This window comes from Micromonospora sp. CA-248212 (assembly GCF_050948405.1).
Taxonomy (GTDB): domain Bacteria; phylum Actinomycetota; class Actinomycetes; order Mycobacteriales; family Micromonosporaceae; genus Micromonospora.
Genome location: NZ_CP192023.1, coordinates 7,045,227 through 7,063,255, shown reverse-complemented (window position 1 = coordinate 7,063,255; position 18,029 = coordinate 7,045,227). Strand labels below are relative to the sequence as shown.

Below are 18,029 nucleotides of genomic sequence, written 5' to 3'. Positions count from 1 at the left end.
TGATGGTGGTGCTGGCTACGGCTTCTCGGCGACGAACGTCCCGCGCGCTGGAAGCGTCACGACGAGACCCCGTTCCCGCAGCAGGCGGATAGCCGCTCGGACCGTGCCGCGAGCCACGCCGTACTCCTGCTGGAGGTGGGCCTCGGAGGGGAGCGGCTGACGGGGCTTGAGCTTTCCGGACTCGATCTTCTTGGCGAGGAGATCCGCGAGCTGGATGTAGAGCGCTACCGGACTCATCTCGTCGATCATGATCGACACCTTATGGACGCCTAGCACGGGCGGGCCGTTGGGTACCTACCAAACGTTCTGTACTTATAGAAACAGCTATACGAACTGTACAAGTTGAACTAGATTGAGGTCAGACCTTCGCCCAGGTAGGAGGCACCTCGTGAAGCTCTGGCCGTTCGCCCGTCCTGCTCCACCCCACCCGGAGCGGGAGGGGTCGCGGTGAGCGCGGTGCCGTTCGAGGTCGAGCTTTCCTGGACGGTGATCGATTACCACCGCATGCAGAGATGTAGCCGCTGCCACCCGGACGGCTGGTGTCCGAGGGTCGCGGTGGCCCGAGCGCGGATCGGGGCGTGGCGACGGGCGGTGGGGCGTGCGCCCGTTCAAGGGTGGTGACCTGCTGCACCTCACGCAGGCGGCCAGCGTCCAGTTCTCCCGGCCGTTCTACTTCCGGCTCATCCGCGTACTGGAAGACCGGATCACGTACGACGGGTGGGCCTGGATCGAGGGGTACGAGCTGGACACCCGGGGAGATGCGGTAGCCCGGCGGCAACTCTTCGTCCAGCCCGCCGGTCTCCGGAAGCTCGCTCCGTCGCCCCGTCCGGCGGCCTCCCCGGTCCGTAGGGAGCCTGCGCCCGTCCGGAAGGGCTCGGGGAAGACCTCGGCCCGCAGGGTGAAGGGATCTCTGTAGTTCAGATCCGTACAGGGTCTCGGGTGGGGTCGGTTCAGACCCGCTAATCCCGGCGGGTTTTGGTGCTCTCGATCATGTGTTTCCGCTGGTCAGTAGAACTTGTCCACAGGGGACGCCTACGGATCGGCTGGCACCGGTCTATCACCCTGGCCATGCTCGCCTTGGCCGTCCTTACCGTCCTCGCCGTGGCGCTCCCCATCAGAGCGCACCCTGCCCCTGGTCGATCTGGCGACGAAGATCCTCAAGCCGCGCCCGACGAACCCACCACAAGTACAGGCAGGGGAGGTGACGTTGGAGTAGTAGGCGATAATGGCGACCCTTCCGGATCGCGCCCGCAACGGCGGGCAGGCGCCTCGGGTCAGGCGAACAATGCGATCACGGCGAGGATGAGGCCGAGTGCTGCCATCACCATTCCGGCGGTGCGGTACTCGGTAGTTCTTGCGGGGTCGAATTTTACCATGCCGAAGTGGCCGACCAGGCGTGCCATCCCGATCGGGCGCCATGCCAGAAGGGCGCCAGCCACCAGTGAGAACAATCCAACGATAAGGACGATCGTCATCGTCCAAGGGTATCGCGGATTCCGACACTGCGCTGCCCGCAGAAGGGCAGGCCGGCGGTCAGCGGCGCCGTCGGCGGTGTCGGGTGATCACGTTGGCCAGCATCGTTGCCAAGGCCGCCACTGCGGCCACCCCCAGTACGATCCCTGCTCCGGCAAGTCCCATAGGGACGATCCTACGTCGCGCCCCGCTTGCTCGCACGCGAGGCCGGATCTGTGGGCGCCTCGTTCGGAATGAGGGCCGGATCCGCTCTGTCAAGAATTGTTTGACAAGGTGTCCAGAGGCGTCCGTCAATGCCAATTTGACAGACGGTCGAGCGGATGCCGAGTAATTCACAAAGGGGTGTTGCCCGTCACTGTTGTGGATATCTTGGGGTCTCCGTTGTTCGCACGAACGAAAGGGAGGACGAGCAATGATCATCAAGGGTATGACGGACGCCTGGCAGAACCGAGGGTCCGAGGAGGCCACGATGCCGGCCGTTCCGGCGGGTGCTTCTCCGCTGGACGAGATGTACCTGGAGTCGATCGTCGGTGGCGCCGCCGACAGCCTCGACTTCTTCACCTTCGTCTGCAGCAGCAGCGTCCCGCCGACGGTCGTCTGCCCGACGACGTCGAACCTCTGCGCCTGATCGCGCGGAAGCGCTGCGCCGAGTAGTCCGGTGCACCGGCCGCCCGTCCCGGCCCGACCGGGGCGGGCGGCCGTCCTCATCCATGACGCGGGGAGGCTCCATGTCGACTGACCTGATGCGGCGCTGGTCCACGGTGCCGCCGTTCCGGACGCTGCCGGAGGACGCACTGCGTACCCGACTCTCCCTTCCCGTCGGCGGCAGCCCACCACCTGCGGGTGACGCGCCTGGATCCGGGCCTGCGGAGCTGCCGCATACGCTGGCGGAGTCGCCGGTCGGCTGGATGACCGAGGAGCCGGTTCTCTGGCCACTGCTGCCGTTGTGGCCCCGGCTCGCCGACCTGCACAGGGCCCTCACCGAGGCGGGACGCGCCGAGGGTCAGGGGGCGGCGGCCACGGTGGCCGATCGCTACCTCCGCAGTCTGCTGGGCGACGTTCGCCGGCTCGCGTGTCGCGCGGCCGCAGAAGATCTCGACGCCCCAGTCGACGAAGCCGGGAAGGCCGGAGAAGCGCCGACTGCCCGGCGGACCGAGGCGGAAGCGGCGAAGACGCTGGCCGTCCGGTACGCGGCCCGCCCCGCCGCAGCCGAATTCGCCGACCGTTACGCCCCTCTGCTTCGCCAGGTGAAGCACATCCTCGACGGATACCTGCGCACGTTCACCGAGATGCTGCAAAGGCTGCGCGCGGACGGTCCGCTCATCACGCCGCTGCTCGGCGGGGTCGAGGCCGGGCAGATGCGAGCCGTACGCGCCGTGGGCGACCTGCACGAGCCGGGCGCGGTGCTGCTGCTCACCTTCGCCGACGACACCCAGCTCCTCTACAAGCCTCGCAGCCTCGCCCTGGAAGTCCAGCTCACCACGGTTCTGCAGTGGCTGGACAGCCACGAGCCGGGACTCGCCCCCCGGGTTCCCCGATCGGTGGACCGCGGTCGCTACGGGTGGCAGGAGTTCGTCGCGTGGTCGCCGGCTCGCTCGGCCGACGAGGTGCGGGCCTTCTATCGCCGCTCGGGAGCGCTCGTTGCGCTGGCGTACCTGATGCGGGCGACCGATCTGCACTACGAGAACGTGCTGTGTGACGGCCGGTCGCCCGTCCTGGTCGATCCCGAGTGCCTGTTCACCACCTCCTTCCGCACCCGTGGCGACGGTGTCGAGGAGATGGGTGGGGTGAAGGCCACCACCGTCCTGGACTCCGGTCTGCTGCCGGAACCCGGCCACCGCGGCGACCTGCCGACGGCCCTGGACCTCTCGATGCTCGGCGCCGTCGGCGAACGGCGGCAGCCCCGGCAGATCCGCGAGCTGCGCGTCGACGAGCACGGCCGGTCCGAGTTCGTGATGCGGTCCCTGCCGGCGGAGGACGCGACGCACATGCCGGTGCTCGACGGCCGCGTGGTGCCGGTGGTCGGGTACGAGGACACGGTCGCCGACGGTTTCGTCGCTGCGTACCGAATGTTCCTGGCCGACCGTGATCACCTCGACCAGCTCCTGGCCGGGTTCGCCGGGGCCCGCGTGCGGCACATCGTGCGACCGAGCTGGCAGTACGGCAAGTTGCTGTACGAGCTGGGCCATCCCGATGCCGCCCGGTCGGCACTCAAGCAAGAGGAAGTCGTCAACACGATCTGGCCGGCGAACGCCCACGAGCGGCAGCTCGCCCTCCATCTGTTCGGCAGCGAACGCCGCGGATTACTGCACGGTTGCATACCGACGTTCGAGCGCCGCGCGGGTGATGTCGACCTGCTCTCCAACGGCGAACTGGTGCACTCGTCGGCTCTGCTGGTCAGCGGGCTGGACCTGGTCCGCCAGCGGCTGCGCTCGCTGTCCGCCGAGGATCTGCGGGTGCAGACCGGGATCATCCGAGCCACCCTGTCACTGTTGCGCATCCCGGCCGATGCACGGCACCGGCAGTCGTACTCCCCGGTCCGCGCTGCAACGCCGGACAGCGACACCGTCCTTCGCGCGGCGACCGACATCAGGGACGCCCTGACCGCCGACATGGCCGACAATCGCGGCCGAGCCTGGTGGCTGGGCGGTGTCGAGGTGTCCAGCGGAATGTTCGGCGTGCGACCGAGCCCCTTCGGTCTCTACGACGGCGTCGCCGGGATCGCCCTGTTCGCGGGGTACCTGGACCTGATCACCGGATCACGCAGCCGGCTGGCCACCTCCGCCCGGTCGGCGATGCTGGTCGATGCCGAGTCCGTGCTGCAGCACAGCACGCTGGAGCAGCTGGCCCGCAACCGTCAGCTTGGCGTGCTGAACGGGCTCTGGGGAACGGTGTACGTGGCGGCGTGCCTCGGCCACTCCGCCGGGGATCCCGGCCTGGCTCGCTGGGCCCGCGACGTCGCTGGCCGGCTGGCACCGGCCCCGCTGCCGACCGACTGCTGGGACCTGCTCGGTGGTTCCGCCGGAATCGCCGCCACGGCGGCCGAGCTTGCCACGGCCTTCGGCCCGGAGGTGTACGCGGCGGCCGCCGACCGGTTCCTCCGATCGACCGCGATGCAGCTGGAATCCGTCCTGCGTGCCGAGGAGATCCCGGCGGGCGTGGCACATGGCATGTCCGGCGCGGCCCTCGCCTTCGGTCGGGGAGCCGGCCTGTTTCCCGGCGCCGGATGGGACACCGCCGCCCGGGTGTGCATCGACGCCGAGCGTTCGCAGCGCCGTCCCGACGCGGGTGGCTGGCACGACGCCCTGCTGGCGCGCGAGGGAGTGCCGCAGGAGGGCAAGCGGCAGAGCTGGTGCCGTGGCGGGGCCGGGATCGGACTGGTCCGACTGGCACTCGGCGAGGAGGCGGCCGGCGGTGGCGCACTGATCGACAGCGAGGAGAAGCGCGACATCGACCTGGCGGTCCGGCTGACCGTCGAGCACGGTTTCGGGTACGACCAGAGCCTCTGCCACGGCGCCATGGGAGCACTGGAGCTGCTGCGAGCCGCCGGATGCGAGCAGGAGTACGGCGTCCACCTCGGTGGACTCCTCGCGGCCGCTGAGCGGCACGGCTGGCGGACGGGCCTGCCGCGGCCGCTGCCGGATCCGGGCCTGTTCACGGGCGTCGCGGGCGTCGGCTTTGGTCTGCTGCGGCATCTGGAACCACGCGCCGTTCCGCGCGTCGTGACGCTCAGCCTGCCGGCCGGCTGCCGGTCGCCGGAGGGGCCCGTCGAGGAAGGAGCGCGGGGCGATGCGTGACAGCGTCACCGATCCGTACGAAGGCGTCGAGGCGTCCGCCGCCGGGGTGGAACGTGCGGCGCTGTGTGGGCTGGCCGCGCAGCGCTCGATCACCCGCCTGTGGGTGGCGCTCGCGGTGTGGATCCTGCTCGCGCTCGGAGTGCTGGTGCTGGTCGTGGACCGGATCGGGAGGTAGCGGCAGCGATGGCGAAACGGGTTCAGACGATCCTGCAGATGTCCCAGTCGGACTGCGCCGCGGCCTGTCTGGCGATGGTCGGCAGCGCTCTCGGCCGCAGCGCCTCGACCGGCTTCTGGCAGCGCGCTCTCGGTAGCGGCCGGGACGGTACGTCCGTCGCCCGGATCTTAGCGACGGCCACCGCCCATGGACTGACCGCGCGGGCGTACGCCGTGCAGGATCTGCGCGCCGCGGTCACCTCGACCGCGATGCCGGCAGTCCTGCACGTGGACGGCAACCACTTCGTGGTGCTCACCCGTGTGCGGGGTGGCCAGGTCGAGATGGTCGATCCGGGGCAGGGCCGGCAACGCTGCGATGCGGAGGCCCTTGCGCGGCGGATGTCCGGGCCGCTGATCGTCTTCGGCGTTGCCGGTGACGGGCGGCAGCATTCGTCGCCGGACGTCGCGTCGCGGTTGTCCCTGCGGGGAGTGATCACGCGGAGTTCTCGCGGGTTGCGCGGTCAGTTGATCGCCGCCACCGCGATCATGGTCGCCGCCACTCTCGGCCCGGCGTTGCTCACCCGCGAGGCGGTCAACGCCGCCGTGGCCCGCGAGGGGCACCTGTCGCCCTGGCTGGTCGGCGTCGCGGCGGCCGGCTGTCTGGGCCTGCAGTTCCTGGGCACTCTGCTGCAGTCGGGACTGGTCCTGCGCCTACGGGCCCGGATCGACGCGCGGTTGATGACCGCCTTCGTCCACCACCTCCTCGGCAAGGACCTGGAATTCCTCGAGCAGCGTGCGGCGGGGGACATCCTCTCCCGGATCTCCGCCAACGCCGCCCTCCGGGATTCCCTGACCCTGCTGCTTCTCGCCGCCGGCCTGCACCTGCCCCTGACCCTGATCTATCTGGCCGCCCTGGTGGCCGTCTCGCCGGCCCTGTCGGTGATCGCGCTGCTGGGCGCCGCGTTGCAGATGGGCGCCGCAGTCGCCTTCGGTCGGCGGGTGGAGGCTGCCCAGCGGGAGGCACTCCGCGCCGATGCCGAGCTTCAGATCAACTCGGTCGACGCGGTGAACAACTACGCGGTGATCAAGGCGATGCGGCTGGAAGCCGGGGTGACCGGACGCTGGCTGCGGACCTTCGCGGCGTCGGCCGCCCGGGGCCTCAAGCGCGACTCCGAACTGCAGACCCTGCAAGCCTTCACCGGCCTCGTGCAGTTCGCCGTCCCCATCACCATCGTGCTAACCGGCGTCTGGCTGGCGGCCGACGGCACCGTACGGCTCGGCTCCGTCCTGGCCATGCTGACCGTTGCGGGCATGTTCCTGGCTACCCTCGGGCGCCTGGTGACCGGGGCGCAGGGCATCTTCCTGGTCCGCGGCCAGCTGGAGCGGCTGGAGGACATCATCGACGGCGCAGCGCCGGCGCCGGTCGCGCATGCCGGCGATACGGCTACCGGCCAGGACACCGCTGACGTCACCGGCGCCGACCGGCAGCCGGCCCGAGCGGCGATCCGGCTGGAGCGGGTCAGCTATCGCTATCACCAGGACGGCGCCGATGTGGTCGACGACGTGTCACTGGAGGTGCGCCCCGGCGAACTGCTCGGCATCGGTGGGGCCACCGGTGGGGGCAAGACCACCCTCATCCACCTTCTCCTCGGCCTGTACCAGCCGCGATCGGGCACCGTGACCCGGGTGCGCGTCGACGCAGGCGGCCGGCGGACGCCCGGCGAATTGTCCTATGCCTACGTACCGCAGGACCCGGAGTTGTTCTCTGGCACTATCCGCGACAACGTGCTGGCGTGGCGCGCTGGCGTGCCCGACCGGGCGGTATGGGAGGCGCTGGAGCTCGCCGCTGTCGAGGAGGACGTCGCGGCGATGCCGCTGCGGCTCGACACTCCGATCGGCAGCCGAGGCATGCACCTCTCCGGCGGGCAGCGGCAACGCCTCGCCCTGGCCCGCGCCTTCCTGGCCCGGCCGGACCTGCTGGTGGCCGACGAGCCCACCAGCCACCTGGACCCGGGCACCGAGCAGACCGTGCTCACCGCGCTGCAGATGATGCCCGGTACCCGGATCGTGGTCGCCCATTCGGCGCCGGTCCTCGGCGCCTGCGATCGGGCGCTGCGGATGACCGCGGGTGATCTCACCCCGCTCACGGTCGTCCCGGGTGGCCCGCGGTCCCTCACCGACGTCAGCGCCGTCAACTGATCAGACTGGAGGTAACGCCATGACGAGCGAGCCGCGCACCAGCACCGACGGCCCGGTCTTCATCCTGTGCTTCGCCCGGTCAGGGTCGACCCTGTTGCGGGTTCTGCTGGACGCCCATCCGGAGCTGGCGAGCCCACCCGAGACGAGCGTGGCCCGGGTGTGCGAGACCACCGAACGAGCCTGGCGGCAGGTCTGCCTCTCCGGTGGTCGAGGTCCGCTGCCGACCGAGGTGATCGACGAGATCCGCACGGCGGTGGACCGGCCGATGCGCGCGTACGCCCGGGCCCGCGACAAGCGCCTCTGGTGCGACAAGTCGCTCGATAACCTCTGGCTGGCACCGCTGCTCTCCGACGTCTTTCCGCAGGCCCGCTTCGTCGCCCTGCACCGGCACTGCCTCGACTTCGTGATGTCCGGCCTGGACGCGAGCCGCTGGGGCTTCGCCGCGTACGGTTTCGAGAAGTACGTCCAGAAGTCCCCCGGCAACACCGTGCACGCGCTCGTGCGGTACTGGTGCGATCACACCGAGGCGCTGCTGAGCTACGAGCGACGCAACCCGGACCGCACGGTGCGCGTCCGGTACGAGGACCTCGCCCGCGACCCGGACCGCGAGCTGCGCCGGCTGACCGGATTCCTGGGCGTCGAGGACGTCCCCGGCCTGTCCCGGTCGGCTTTCGCCGGACAGCACGACATCGGCGCCGGCGACCACAAGCTGCCGTTCACCGACCGGGTCTCCGCCGACAGCGTGGGTACGGGACGACGCGTACCGATCCACCTGATCCCGCCCGACCTCATGCAGCGGATGAACGAGTGCCTGCGACAGCTGGACCACCCGGAGGTCGGACCCGACTGGAATGCCCTGCCGTCCGAAGGGCCGGCGGGCGAAAGCCCGGACCGGTCTGCCGTCACTGCGCTGGCCGACGTGCTGGGCGGCGACGATCCGGCCCCGCGGCTCTGCTCCCACGAGCAGGACCGCCTGCGGGACCACGTGCTGGTGACGATCGAGGACCGGCAGTCCTCCTGGCTGATCGACCCCGCGACCGGCGAGGCGTCGTTCTGCGACCGGCCGTGCCTGCCGCGGGCCCGCATCCTGACCGACTCGGCCACCCTGCGGGGCGTCGTCACCGGGGAGGCCAACATCGGTGGTGTGCTGCGCACGGGGGCGCTGCGTGCGGTCGGCGGCGTCTCCCGCGTGGCCGACGTCGTGGCCGGGTTGCGCGACCGGCACCAGGCCACCGGCCCACGGGCCCTGGCGGACACGGTCGGTGCGCGATGATCGGTCACCTCCTGGCGTGGTGCTTCCTGCTGCTGTTCTCCGCCTACACCGCGGCCGCGATCATCAGCTTCGTGCCGGCGGTGGACCGCCGGATGCGACAGGTCCGGATCGGGGTCGCAACGCTGCGGTCGATCCTGCCGTTCTGGGGGCTGTTCGCTCAGCGCTTCGGCATGTTCGACCTCGACCTGTCCTACCGGATGCACAGCAGATCGGCGGCGGCCACCTCGGCCGACGCGGACGAGCACCCCTGGACACCGCTGACGAGCAACCGCTGGCGCTGGTGGTCCGCGATGTGGCGGCCCAGCCAGCGCGCCGATCAGAGCGCGCAGATCCTGGCGTACCGGCTGATCAGCGGGGGTGCGGCCGACGGCCGCGACATGCGTGACGACCCCGCATACCGGCGGGTCATGGCGTCGGTACGCCGCTCAGCGCTGCAGACCGCCGACCCCACAACTGCGGACCGGGCCGAGTTCCGGCTGGTGCTGACCCGTGGGTACTGGACCACATCGCCGCCTCGCACGATCTTCGTGTCCGCCCGCGAACCCGTCCTCCCCGCAGCAAGCAGCCGATCGGAGGTCCGTCATGACAGCTGAATGGTTCCCGAGCGGTCTTTTCGCCGACGACCTGTTCCCGCTGGCCGCCCGGGTGGCCGGCATCGCCCTGCTGGTGACCGGCGCCGAGCTGACCGCCGCGCTCCCCGGGCTGGCCCGCTGGCGGCGCCCGGACGCCGCCGCCGGCCCGCGGTGGGTGCTCGCGCACCGGATGATCGCCCTGCTGCCGGCCCTGCTCGGCGGCTGGTTCCTCGTCGACCCGCGAGCGTGCCTGTCCGGTGGAGGGCTGGCGGCCGTTCTGATCCTCGGTTACCTGATGGTCGCACTCCAACCGCTCGGTGACGGCGCGGACATCATGCTCATGATCGTGCTGGCCGGCCTCGGCGTGCTCTGGCTGGTGCCGTCGACCGCCCTGACCGACTGGGCGGCGTGGCTGGTCGCCCTGAACGTCTGCCTCGCCTACCTGTGGAGCGGCGTGGCGAAGCTCCGGGTGCCGGCGTGGCGGCACGGACGTCAGGTCGCTCTGGCGGTCAACTCGCCGCGGTTCGGCTCGGCGCAGATCGCCTGGCACATGCTCAACCGGCCCACGATCACGCGGCTCACCGCCTGGAGCGTGATCCTGATCGAGGTCTCCTGCCCGATCTTCCTCATTCTCGGTGGATGGCCGCTCATCGCCTGGATGGTCTGCGCGATCCTCATGCACGTGTCGGTCGCCATCATCATGGGCCTCGGACGGTTCCTGTGGTCGTTCGGCGCCGGCCTGTTCGCCATGGCCGGCGCACGCCTGCTGGTCTGATCACGTGGGACACCGGTGCTGCTGCACGATGTTGCTGAAATGGGCGTGAGCTGCTTGTCGGCTCACGCCCAGCAGATCCCCGATCTGCCGCCACTTGACGCCTCGGTAGCGGGCGTGCGCGACGGCGCATTCCACCATGGTGACCGAGCGCGTCTGCAGCGTCAGCACCTTGGTGATCAGCTCAACCGCATCGGACTCGGTATCTTGCTGGCTGACATCCGCGCACTGGTCGAGGATCGCCTCGGCCAATTGTTCCAGGTCCTGCGAAAGCTGAGCCAGCCGATCGATGGCGACTTCCGGCGCCTGCGGTGAGCCCGCGACCGAGCCGGCCTGAGCGCCTTCTTGCGTGAACTGCTGCCCTGGCGTGTGCGACTGCACGTCCTGTCGTCCCCCGCAACTCATGGAGACACCGGGCCTGATCATCATCTCACCCGGCATTGCGGCGCGGCGGTGGCCGGGCGGCACTGACTCGGCCGCTGAGCCGATCCCCCGTACCACTATCCCCCGTGGATAGTCGAACGTGATTGAAGTATCCCCCGGCCGGGTGACCAAACATGACAGTCTCATGACACTCGCCCAAAACCTCCACAGTGGACCCGTGGTCAACAGGTCGCTCTCCAGGAGCGGAGCTTGTCGGGATTGAGTACGGCCCAGATGTGGTGGATGTGGTCGTCGCTGACGTCGAACGCCATCACCGACACCGGGACGCCGTACCGCCGAGCCACCAGACCGGGCTGGCCGTTGACCGTGCAGTCCTGAAGTGTCACGCCGGCCGCCGCCGTGGGCCGGTCGACGAAGAAGCGGGCTACCTGCTCGGCTCCCTCGATCGGGCGGAGCGCGGCGGTGACGTGCCCCCCGCCGTCGCCGGTCGCCGTGGCGTCGGACGCCAGCAGGCCGATGAGCGCGTCGATGTCCTTGGCCTCCCACGCGCGTTTGAAGGCCCGGACGAGATCGGCACGTCGTGCCGACGAGCCCGCATCGGGCCGCGGCACGTGAATGCGGCGGCGGGCCGACGTGGCGAGCTGACGGCAGGCTCCGGGGGTACGGCCGACGATCGCGGCCACCTCGGCGAAGGGGTAGCCGAAGACGTCGTGCAGGATGAACGCGACCCGCTCGGCAGGGGTCATCGCGTCGAGGACGACCAGGAAGGCCATGCTGACCGACTCGTCGAGGGTGACCCGGTCGGCGGGGTCGGCGTCGCCGCTTGACCGGCCGCTGATCCATTCGGCCCGGTCGGGGAGCGGCTCCGGGATCCATTCGCCCACGTAACGCTCGCGCCTGACCCGCGCCGAGCGGAGCAGGTCCAGGCAGATGCGGCTGGCAACTGTGGTCAGCCAGCCGCCGGGAGCGTCGATGCCCTCCTGCTGTCGGGGGGACATGGCGTACCAGCGGGCGTAGGTCTCCTGCACGACGTCCTCCGCGTCGCCCAGGGAGCCCAGCAGTCGGTACGCCAGGTTGGTCAGCTGACGGCGCTCGCTGATGATCGCGCTGAGGCTCGGATCGGGCCGGTCGTGCAGCCGCTCGGGTGGGTGGGCCATGGGTTCACCGACTCCTTCGAACGATCTGGCTCACCCCTTACGACGAACCGTCGCCGCGAATTGTGCGGTCGCAGGTCGCCTCACATCTTCTCGCGCTGTCTCGTCGTACCGGTCAGAACCGCAGAGGGAGGAGATCGACCGTGGAACCCGTGCATGTCGCGATCATCTACTACAGCTCCACCGGCACCATCCACACGCTGGCGCAGGCCGCCGCCGAGGGCGCCGAGAAGGCCGGCGCCACCGTGCGACTGCGCAAGGTGCTCGAAACCGCACCGGCGGCGGCGGTCAGCGCCAGGCCGGAGTGGGACCGGCACCTGCAGGAGACGGCGGACATCGCCGAGGCCAGCCACGACGATCTGGACTGGGCCGACGCGGTGCTCTTCGGCACCCCGACCCGCTTCGGCAACCCGGCCAGCCAGCTACGCGCATTCATCGACACGACGGGCCCGCTGTGGTTTCAGGGCAAGCTCGCCGACAAGGTGTACTCGGCGTTCACCTCATCCAACACGGCGCACGGCGGCCAGGAGTCCACTCTCCTGGCGCTGGCGAACACCTTCTGCCACTGGGGCGGCATCATCGTGCCCCCCGGCTACACCGACCCCGTCCAGTTCCAGGCCGGCAACCCCTACGGCACCTCCCACGTGGTCGGCGACGGCCCGCCCGGCGAGGTGGTCCTCCAGGCGGCCCGCCATCAGGCCCGACGGGTCGTCGACATCACCGCCCGCCTCAAGGCGGGCGCTGCCGCCTGATCACTCGCGACGACGTACCGGACCTGGTCGTGATAGCGCGCCGTCGGGACCGGTGCGGGGTTGGAACCGGTGGCGTACGGCGAGCGTCTGCGGGGCTCTCCGGGCCTTGCACGACCGGGACGTTCCCGTGGGGCGAGCCGTTCGAGCCCGGGGCCTTTCGGGCTCTTGCCGGAGCCCTGGAGCAGAACGCCGCAGCTCGTCTGAACGGGATGTTCAGAAGGAATCAAGAACTGGCCCGTAGGTTCGTGGCAAATTTCTGCCGGCTATTTCTTGTTGGAGATGACGTGAAGAAGCGCAAAGCTCTCGCGGCTACGTTCGCTACCACCGCGGCCGTCGTGGTCTCGGTGACGGTCGCCCCGACGGCCGCACAGGCGGTGTACAGGTGCGCCGAGAAGTATGTGGAGGTCTGCTTCTACGAGAACTTTGGCTGGACGGGTTCGACCATGGCGTTCCGGACCGTCGATGCCGGTGCCAGCTTCGCCGATTTCCGCTGGTACCAGTACACCAACGGAAAAAACCTGAACGATTCAGCGTCCTCCGTGTGGAACGGCAGTAATCACACGATCGGTGTCTTCGAGCACGGCTTCGCCGCCGGCAGTGGCGGCGGCAGGATCACGTTCGTTCCCGCGCACAGTGGAGTGGATTTCAGGGGTGGCGGAGACGAGATCCCGAACGACTCCGCATCAGCGTTCATCGTGTTCTACGACTGAGCGGAAGCCGGTCTCCGTGGTCCGGACGCCTCGGGTGGTGACGCCAAAGGGCGGCGGTATGTCGTACCGGCCCCGATGGGCCGCCGAAGGTGGTATCAATTCCCAACAGGTGAAGAATCCGGGCAAGGTCGGGCGGCGGGATGTCGACAGGCGCAGCAACGCTGCTTCGCAAGCCGGAGCAGCCGCAGCGGCCGAGCCTCCTGGAGCTCTTCTTCGACCTGGTGTTCGTCTTCGCGCTCAACCGGGTCTCCCATCGGCTCGTCGAGGACCTGACCGAGGGGCGAATGGTCCTCGCCGAGGTCGGCGAGACGTTCCTGTTGCTGATGGCCTTCATGTCGCTCTGGTTCGTCACGGCGTGGGTCACCGATCTCTACAACTCCGAGCGGCCGCAGGTCCAGTTCGTGGTCTACACGGCCATGCTCGGCGCCCTGATGATGGCGGTCGCGGTGCCGGAGGCGTTCGGTGCCGGGGGTCTGGTCTTCGCCGGCTCGTACGTGGCGGTGCACATCGTCCGTGGCCTCGTCATCGTGCCGGCGTTGCGCGGTCTGAAGGCGCAGAGTCGAGCGGCGGGGGTGCTCCTGTGGTTCTCGATGTCCGCCGTCCCGTGGATCGTCGGAGCGCTGCTGCCGGGTGCGGCGCGGACGGTGCTGTGGGCGCTCGCCCTCGCCATCGACGGTACGGCGCTGCTGCTCTTCTACCCCGCGCCGTGGAACATCTCCAGCCGACCGGGCTGGCCGGTGTCGGCGGAGTACATCTCCGAGCGGTACCGACAGTTCTTCATCATCGCGCTCGGTGAGCTGATCCTGACCACCGGATCGGCCTACAGCGACACGTCGTTCCAGGAGGGCGGCGCCGCTGCGGCGTTCGCCGTCTCGTTCGCCACGACCGTGCTGTTGTTCCGGGTGTACCTCTTCAAGGCGGGCCAGTTGCTGCCCGGGGCGCTCACGGCCGCCCGTGACCCGGCGCACCTCATCCGGGAGGCGTTCATCGCCCACATGCTCATGGTCGTCGGCACCGTCGCGATCGCCGTCGGCTACGAAATCGTGATCACCCATCCGTTCGGGCCCACCGGTGCCTCCTGGATCATCGCCATCCTCGGCGGACCGGTGCTGTTCCTGGCTGGACGCATGCTGGTCGAGCACGCGGTGTTCGCGCGGGTGTCCCGCTCCCGGCTGATCGGCGCCCTCCTGCTGGTCGCCGTCGCGCCCGCGATGATCCTCGTGCCGCCGCTGGCCGTGGCCGGCACCGCCGTCGCCGTCCTGGCCGGCATCGCCATCTCGGACGCGATGCGCGCGATGGGTAAACCCCCCGAGCAGCCCTCTCCACCCGACGTCGGAGGTTGACGGGACGATTTCCCGACTATGCTCCAATCTATGGCTTTTTGTCCGTTCGGCCGGGCAGGCTGATGGCCAGGCGGTGGCGCTTCCGGCGGCGGACACGACCGGGGGATGAGGCTGCGCTACAGGACAGCGCTCTCCGGGACCCCAGCCGGACCGTGTTCTTCAGCGACGGCGTCTTCGCCATCTCCATCACGCTCCTGGTGCTGGAGATCCACCCGCCCGAGGACACCTCCAACCTCGGTCGGGGTCTGGTCGAGCTGTGGCCCTCGTTCCTGGCGTACGTGCTGAGCTTCTTCCTGATCGCGTCGATCTGGACCAACCACCATGTCATGTTCGACCAGGTCGTCGCCGCTGATCGAGGGGTGCTCCTGCTCAACACCGTGCTGCTGATGACCGTTGCGTTCCTGCCGTTCGCGGCCTCCGTACTCGCGGCGGCCTTTCGCAACGGGTCGGGTGAGCCGCTCGCCGTGTTGTTCTTCGGCGGCTCCTTCGGCCTGGGCGCGATCTTCTTCAACGCCCTCTGGTGGTACGCGATGCGCGCGCCGAGGCTGTTGAATCCGCGGGTCAGCGCGCACGCGGGCAGGCTCGTGGGGAGACGCTTCCTGGCGGGACCGGTGCTGACTCTCCTCGGTGCGGCGGTCGGTACGGTCGCCCCCGCCGCCGGGCTGGTCATCTACGCCCTGATGATCCCCGTCTTCTGGCTGCCCCTGCCCGCGCTCGAACCGGTTCCGCTCGACGACGAGGATCGCTGACCGCGCCGCTGGGCATGACGGCGCTGACCGGGCAACTGCTCGGACCCGCGTGGCGGTCGTCAGCGGACTCCAGGCCGACGACCGCCACGCGGCTGTTCACGGGCTGGTGCAGGTTGGCGACGGGTTGGTCGGCGTACCGGTGGCGAGGAAGCCGAACGTGGCCGTGCCGCCGGGGGCGAGCGAGCCGTTGTAGGTGGCGTTGCGGACGGTCACTGTCGAGCTGCTGGTGCTCAGCGTGCCGTTCCAGACCTGGCTGATGCTCTGCCCGTTGCCCAGCGTCCAGCGGACGGTCCACCCGTTGACGGCGGTCGTGCCCGCGGTCACCGTGACCTCACCCTGGAAGCCGCCCGACCACGAGTTGACCGTGTGGTAGGCCGCGGTGCAGGCAGCGTCGGAGGGTGGCGGCGTGGTGGGTGGGGGCGTCGTCGGAGGCGGCGTCGTGGGCGGCGGTGTAGTGGGCGGCGGTGTGGTGGGCGTACCCGTGGTGGGTGGTGGTGTCGGTTCACCCGGCGGCACCAGGGGGCAGGTGGCGCTGTACCGCGACACGCCCCGGCTGTCCGCCAGCGGGCAGAGGAACTGGGTGTAGCGGGTGTCGTTGTCGAGGAACGTCTTCAGCCAGGGGATCAGGAGCCGCATCTCGGTCGGGTTCGACCTGGTGAAGGAGAGATGGTCGTTGCCGGCCAGCTCGGCCCAGGCGTGTTCGACGCTTGCCGGCAGGCTGTTGTAGATGCCCTGGACGTACGAGGGCGTGACCGTCCCGTCGTTCTGGCCGGAGATGAGCATGGTCGGCACCTGCGTGCTGGACATGTTCAGGTTGTTGCCGGGGGTGCCGGGCGCGAGACCGACCGCCGTCTTCAGGGTGGGCCGCCGCAGCGAGGCGAGCAGGGTGCCCGCGCCGCCCGCCGAGTGGCCCATGACGCCCAGCCGGTTCGGGTCGACCCGGTTGCGGACCGGGCTCGTCCGGGTGAGGTAGTCCAGCGCGGCGAGCAGTTGGGTGGCCCGCGCGTCGGCGCCGTCGGTACGGCTGTTGGTCTCGATGCCGATCACCACGAATCCGAAGGACGCCAGCCAGGGGCCCATCCAGGCCTCCTCGTTGGCGAACAGCGCGGAGTAACCGGGAACGATCGCGACCGCGCCCCAGGTGCCCAGGCTGGTGTCGGTGGGGTAGTAGACGTACCCGCCGTTGAAGCCGTTTCCGGCCGGCACGGTCGCCTGCGTCGTGGCGAACGGACCTCGGGTGGCGGCCACGCTGGCCAGGGTGGGGTCCGGGCCTCGCTGGTACGGGCTGTCCGCGACCGCCGCGTCCCGGGTCGTCGTGGCGAGCGCCAGGCCGAGGACCACCGCGAGCCCGGCCGTCAGCCATCGTGTCGGCTGCTTCATCGACGGCTCCACTGCTGGTTGGTCTGGCCCGTGCACGTCCAGAGGACGAGCTTGGTGCCGTTGGCGGTGCCCTGGTTGTAGGGGTCCAGGCAGAGGCCGGACTGCACGCCGGTGATGGTGCCGTTGGCGTTGACGTTCCACTGCTGGTTCGTTCCGCCGTGGCAGTCGTAGATGGTGACCAGGGTGCCCGGCGAGGTGCCGTAGCCGGCGGCGTCGAGGCACTTGTTGCCGTACACCGTCAGGGTTTTGGTGGACGTGTAGGTCCACTGCTGGTTGGTGCGGCCGTGGCAGTCCCACAGCTGCACCTGGGTGCCGTTGGTGGTGGAGGAGCCGGGGACGTCGACGCACCGGCCGGACAGCGTACCCACGAGGGTGGTGGTGGTGGTGGTCGGGTCGCCGCCGCTGCTCGGGTTGCCGATGCTGCCGGGGACCGACTGCAACGCGCTGTACCAGCGGGCGGCCATCTTGTCGTATCCGCCGGAGGTGGGGTGGATGCCGTCGATCAGGTCGGCGGTGGTGAGGGCGCTGTGCATGTCGACCAGGTGTACGCGCTTACCGGCGTTGACCTTGCTCTGCACGATGCCGGGGATGGCCGCGTTGAAGGTCCGGGCGGCGTTCTCCTGGTTGCTGTTGGAGAGCGGGATGAGCTGCGCCACGAAGACCTCGGCGGTGGGCGCGGTGGTGGTGATCTTGTCGATCAGCGTGGAGAGCCGGTTCGGCGCGGTGCTCACGTTGTAGTTCTGCAGGATGTCGTTGGTGCCGATGTGCAGCAGGACGGTCGCCGGCCGCTGGGTGTTGAGCCAGTTGACGATGTTCGCGTCGATCTGGTCGATCCGCCAGCCGGGATGCCCCTGGTGGTCGTGGTCGCCTAGGCTGGCTGGCCCGTTGAACTGCGATCCGACGAAGTCCACCGTGTACCGGCCGGCGGCGAGCCGCTGCCAGAGCCCGATGCGGTATCCGCCGGGCACCTGCGTGCCCTCGGTGATGGAGTCACCGAGCGGCATCACGCGTACCCCACCGTTGGACTCTGCGCTGGCGGGACTGGTGGGTGCCACCACCCCGGCGATCACGACACCGAGCGCGGCGAGTGTCGCGAGCCATCGTGCCCTCGTTCGCATGGATCTCCCCTTGGTTGGTAGAGCTGGCCGAGGGCGTTGGCCGATCGGTAGGGCCGCCCGGGGCAGTCGACATCCGAGAGGGGGCCGGCCGGACCGAGCAGCCGCCGGCTGCCGGGCGTGGCCCGGCTCGCGCCGATCGTCGGATCGGCACGGCGTTCTGCCTCAGCACTGGGACGAGTGTGAGCGCTAACAGAGATGAG

18 protein-coding genes are annotated in these 18,029 nt (G+C 69.7%); 12 read left to right on the top strand and 6 right to left on the bottom strand.

Annotated elements, in window-relative coordinates:
* Window positions 1-15: 15 nt before the first annotated feature.
* Window positions 16-249: a GntR family transcriptional regulator gene (locus ACQP03_RS33255; protein ID WP_357131684.1), complete on the bottom strand. Its 234-nt coding sequence runs from the start codon at window positions 247-249 to the stop codon at window positions 16-18.
* A gap of 349 nt (window positions 250-598) precedes the next feature.
* Here ACQP03_RS33255 and ACQP03_RS33250 point away from each other — a divergent pair, with 349 nt between their 5' ends.
* Window positions 599-916 (top strand): hypothetical protein, encoded by a 318-nt coding sequence (locus tag ACQP03_RS33250; protein ID WP_363660858.1) that lies wholly within the window; start codon window positions 599-601, stop codon window positions 914-916.
* Window positions 917-1,274: 358 nt separating this feature from the next.
* Here the strand turns inward: ACQP03_RS33250 and ACQP03_RS33245 are convergent, their stop codons facing one another.
* Window positions 1,275-1,475, bottom strand: coding sequence for a hypothetical protein (locus tag ACQP03_RS33245; protein ID WP_357171805.1), 201 nt, complete (start codon window positions 1,473-1,475; stop codon window positions 1,275-1,277).
* A 410-nt stretch (window positions 1,476-1,885) separates the two neighbouring features.
* Between ACQP03_RS33245 and ACQP03_RS33240 the strand changes: the two genes are divergently transcribed.
* The 7 genes from ACQP03_RS33240 to ACQP03_RS33210 all read left to right on the top strand — a co-directional run bounded on the left by ACQP03_RS33240 (window position 1,886) and on the right by ACQP03_RS33210 (window position 10,242).
* Entirely contained in the window at window positions 1,886-2,101 is a 216-nt protein-coding gene (locus tag ACQP03_RS33240; protein ID WP_357131693.1) for a hypothetical protein, read from the top strand.
* 100 nt (window positions 2,102-2,201) lie between these two features.
* Window positions 2,202-5,270, top strand: a complete 3,069-nt coding sequence (locus tag ACQP03_RS33235) for a type 2 lanthipeptide synthetase LanM family protein (RefSeq protein ID WP_357131696.1) — start codon at window positions 2,202-2,204, stop codon at window positions 5,268-5,270.
* A complete protein-coding gene (locus ACQP03_RS33230; protein WP_357131699.1) occupies window positions 5,263-5,445 on the top strand; it encodes a hypothetical protein in 183 nt (60 codons plus the stop codon). Before ACQP03_RS33235 ends, ACQP03_RS33230 begins: the two co-directional genes overlap by 8 nt.
* A gap of 38 nt (window positions 5,446-5,483) precedes the next feature.
* A complete protein-coding gene (locus ACQP03_RS33225; protein ID WP_433459655.1) occupies window positions 5,484-7,622 on the top strand; it encodes a peptidase domain-containing ABC transporter in 2,139 nt (712 codons plus the stop codon).
* A 19-nt stretch (window positions 7,623-7,641) separates the two neighbouring features.
* On the top strand, window positions 7,642-8,895 hold the full coding sequence (locus ACQP03_RS33220) for a sulfotransferase family protein (RefSeq protein ID WP_357393809.1): 1,254 nt from the start codon (window positions 7,642-7,644) through the stop codon (window positions 8,893-8,895).
* On the top strand, window positions 8,892-9,488 hold the full coding sequence (locus ACQP03_RS33215; protein ID WP_433459653.1) for a hypothetical protein: 597 nt from the start codon (window positions 8,892-8,894) through the stop codon (window positions 9,486-9,488). The genes ACQP03_RS33220 and ACQP03_RS33215 overlap by 4 nt, the downstream gene beginning before the upstream one ends.
* Window positions 9,478-10,242, top strand: a complete 765-nt coding sequence (locus tag ACQP03_RS33210; protein ID WP_357131711.1) for a hypothetical protein — start codon at window positions 9,478-9,480, stop codon at window positions 10,240-10,242. Before ACQP03_RS33215 ends, ACQP03_RS33210 begins: the two co-directional genes overlap by 11 nt.
* Here the strand turns inward: ACQP03_RS33210 and ACQP03_RS33205 are convergent, their stop codons facing one another.
* Window positions 10,243-10,620 carry a hypothetical protein gene (locus ACQP03_RS33205; RefSeq protein WP_357131714.1) on the bottom strand — a complete coding sequence of 126 codons (378 nt, stop codon included), beginning with the start codon at window positions 10,618-10,620 and terminating at the stop codon, window positions 10,243-10,245. It abuts the gene before it with no gap.
* A gap of 224 nt (window positions 10,621-10,844) precedes the next feature.
* A complete protein-coding gene (gene sigJ, locus ACQP03_RS33200; RefSeq protein WP_357131717.1) occupies window positions 10,845-11,780 on the bottom strand; it encodes an RNA polymerase sigma factor SigJ in 936 nt (311 codons plus the stop codon).
* Window positions 11,781-11,920: 140 nt separating this feature from the next.
* Between sigJ and wrbA the strand changes: the two genes are divergently transcribed.
* The 4 genes from wrbA (at window position 11,921) to ACQP03_RS33180 (ending at window position 15,331) form a co-directional block, all read left to right on the top strand.
* Window positions 11,921-12,529 (top strand): NAD(P)H:quinone oxidoreductase, encoded by a 609-nt coding sequence (wrbA, locus tag ACQP03_RS33195; protein ID WP_357131720.1) that lies wholly within the window; start codon window positions 11,921-11,923, stop codon window positions 12,527-12,529.
* Window positions 12,530-12,813: 284 nt separating this feature from the next.
* Window positions 12,814-13,239, top strand: coding sequence for a peptidase inhibitor family I36 protein (locus ACQP03_RS33190; RefSeq protein WP_357131723.1), 426 nt, complete (start codon window positions 12,814-12,816; stop codon window positions 13,237-13,239).
* A gap of 140 nt (window positions 13,240-13,379) precedes the next feature.
* Window positions 13,380-14,582 (top strand): low temperature requirement protein A, encoded by a 1,203-nt coding sequence (locus ACQP03_RS33185; protein ID WP_357131726.1) that lies wholly within the window; start codon window positions 13,380-13,382, stop codon window positions 14,580-14,582.
* Between the two features lie 152 nt (window positions 14,583-14,734).
* Window positions 14,735-15,331, top strand: a complete 597-nt coding sequence (locus tag ACQP03_RS33180) for a TMEM175 family protein (protein ID WP_357171810.1) — start codon at window positions 14,735-14,737, stop codon at window positions 15,329-15,331.
* A gap of 96 nt (window positions 15,332-15,427) precedes the next feature.
* Here the strand turns inward: ACQP03_RS33180 and ACQP03_RS33175 are convergent, their stop codons facing one another.
* A complete protein-coding gene (locus ACQP03_RS33175; protein WP_357171811.1) occupies window positions 15,428-16,711 on the bottom strand; it encodes a cellulose binding domain-containing protein in 1,284 nt (427 codons plus the stop codon).
* The gene (locus ACQP03_RS33170; RefSeq protein WP_433459646.1) at window positions 16,708-17,829 is read right to left on the bottom strand and encodes a ricin-type beta-trefoil lectin domain protein; all 1,122 of its coding nucleotides are present in this window, start codon (window positions 17,827-17,829) and stop codon (window positions 16,708-16,710) included. Before ACQP03_RS33170 ends, ACQP03_RS33175 begins: the two co-directional genes overlap by 4 nt.
* Window positions 17,830-18,029: the final 200 nt, after the last annotated feature.

Bases quoted from the DNA above. Each gene is read 5' to 3' on its own strand.
- ACQP03_RS33185 (WP_357131726.1), top strand. From the start codon at position 13,380: ATGTCGACAGGCGCAGCAACGCTGCTTCGCAAGCCGGAGCAGCCGCAG.
- ACQP03_RS33255 (WP_357131684.1), bottom strand. From the start codon at position 249: ATGATCGACGAGATGAGTCCGGTAGCGCTCTACATCCAGCTCGCGGAT.
- ACQP03_RS33240 (WP_357131693.1), top strand. From the start codon at position 1,886: ATGATCATCAAGGGTATGACGGACGCCTGGCAGAACCGAGGGTCCGAG.
- ACQP03_RS33230 (WP_357131699.1), top strand. From the start codon at position 5,263: ATGCGTGACAGCGTCACCGATCCGTACGAAGGCGTCGAGGCGTCCGCC.
- ACQP03_RS33220 (WP_357393809.1), top strand. From the start codon at position 7,642: ATGACGAGCGAGCCGCGCACCAGCACCGACGGCCCGGTCTTCATCCTG.
- ACQP03_RS33210 (WP_357131711.1), top strand. From the start codon at position 9,478: ATGACAGCTGAATGGTTCCCGAGCGGTCTTTTCGCCGACGACCTGTTC.
- sigJ (WP_357131717.1), bottom strand. From the start codon at position 11,780: ATGGCCCACCCACCCGAGCGGCTGCACGACCGGCCCGATCCGAGCCTC.
- ACQP03_RS33225 (WP_433459655.1), top strand. From the start codon at position 5,484: ATGTCCCAGTCGGACTGCGCCGCGGCCTGTCTGGCGATGGTCGGCAGC.
- ACQP03_RS33245 (WP_357171805.1), bottom strand. From the start codon at position 1,475: ATGACGATCGTCCTTATCGTTGGATTGTTCTCACTGGTGGCTGGCGCC.
- ACQP03_RS33215 (WP_433459653.1), top strand. From the start codon at position 8,892: ATGATCGGTCACCTCCTGGCGTGGTGCTTCCTGCTGCTGTTCTCCGCC.
- ACQP03_RS33175 (WP_357171811.1), bottom strand. From the start codon at position 16,711: ATGAAGCAGCCGACACGATGGCTGACGGCCGGGCTCGCGGTGGTCCTC.
- ACQP03_RS33170 (WP_433459646.1), bottom strand. From the start codon at position 17,829: ATGCGAACGAGGGCACGATGGCTCGCGACACTCGCCGCGCTCGGTGTC.
- ACQP03_RS33235 (WP_357131696.1), top strand. From the start codon at position 2,202: ATGTCGACTGACCTGATGCGGCGCTGGTCCACGGTGCCGCCGTTCCGG.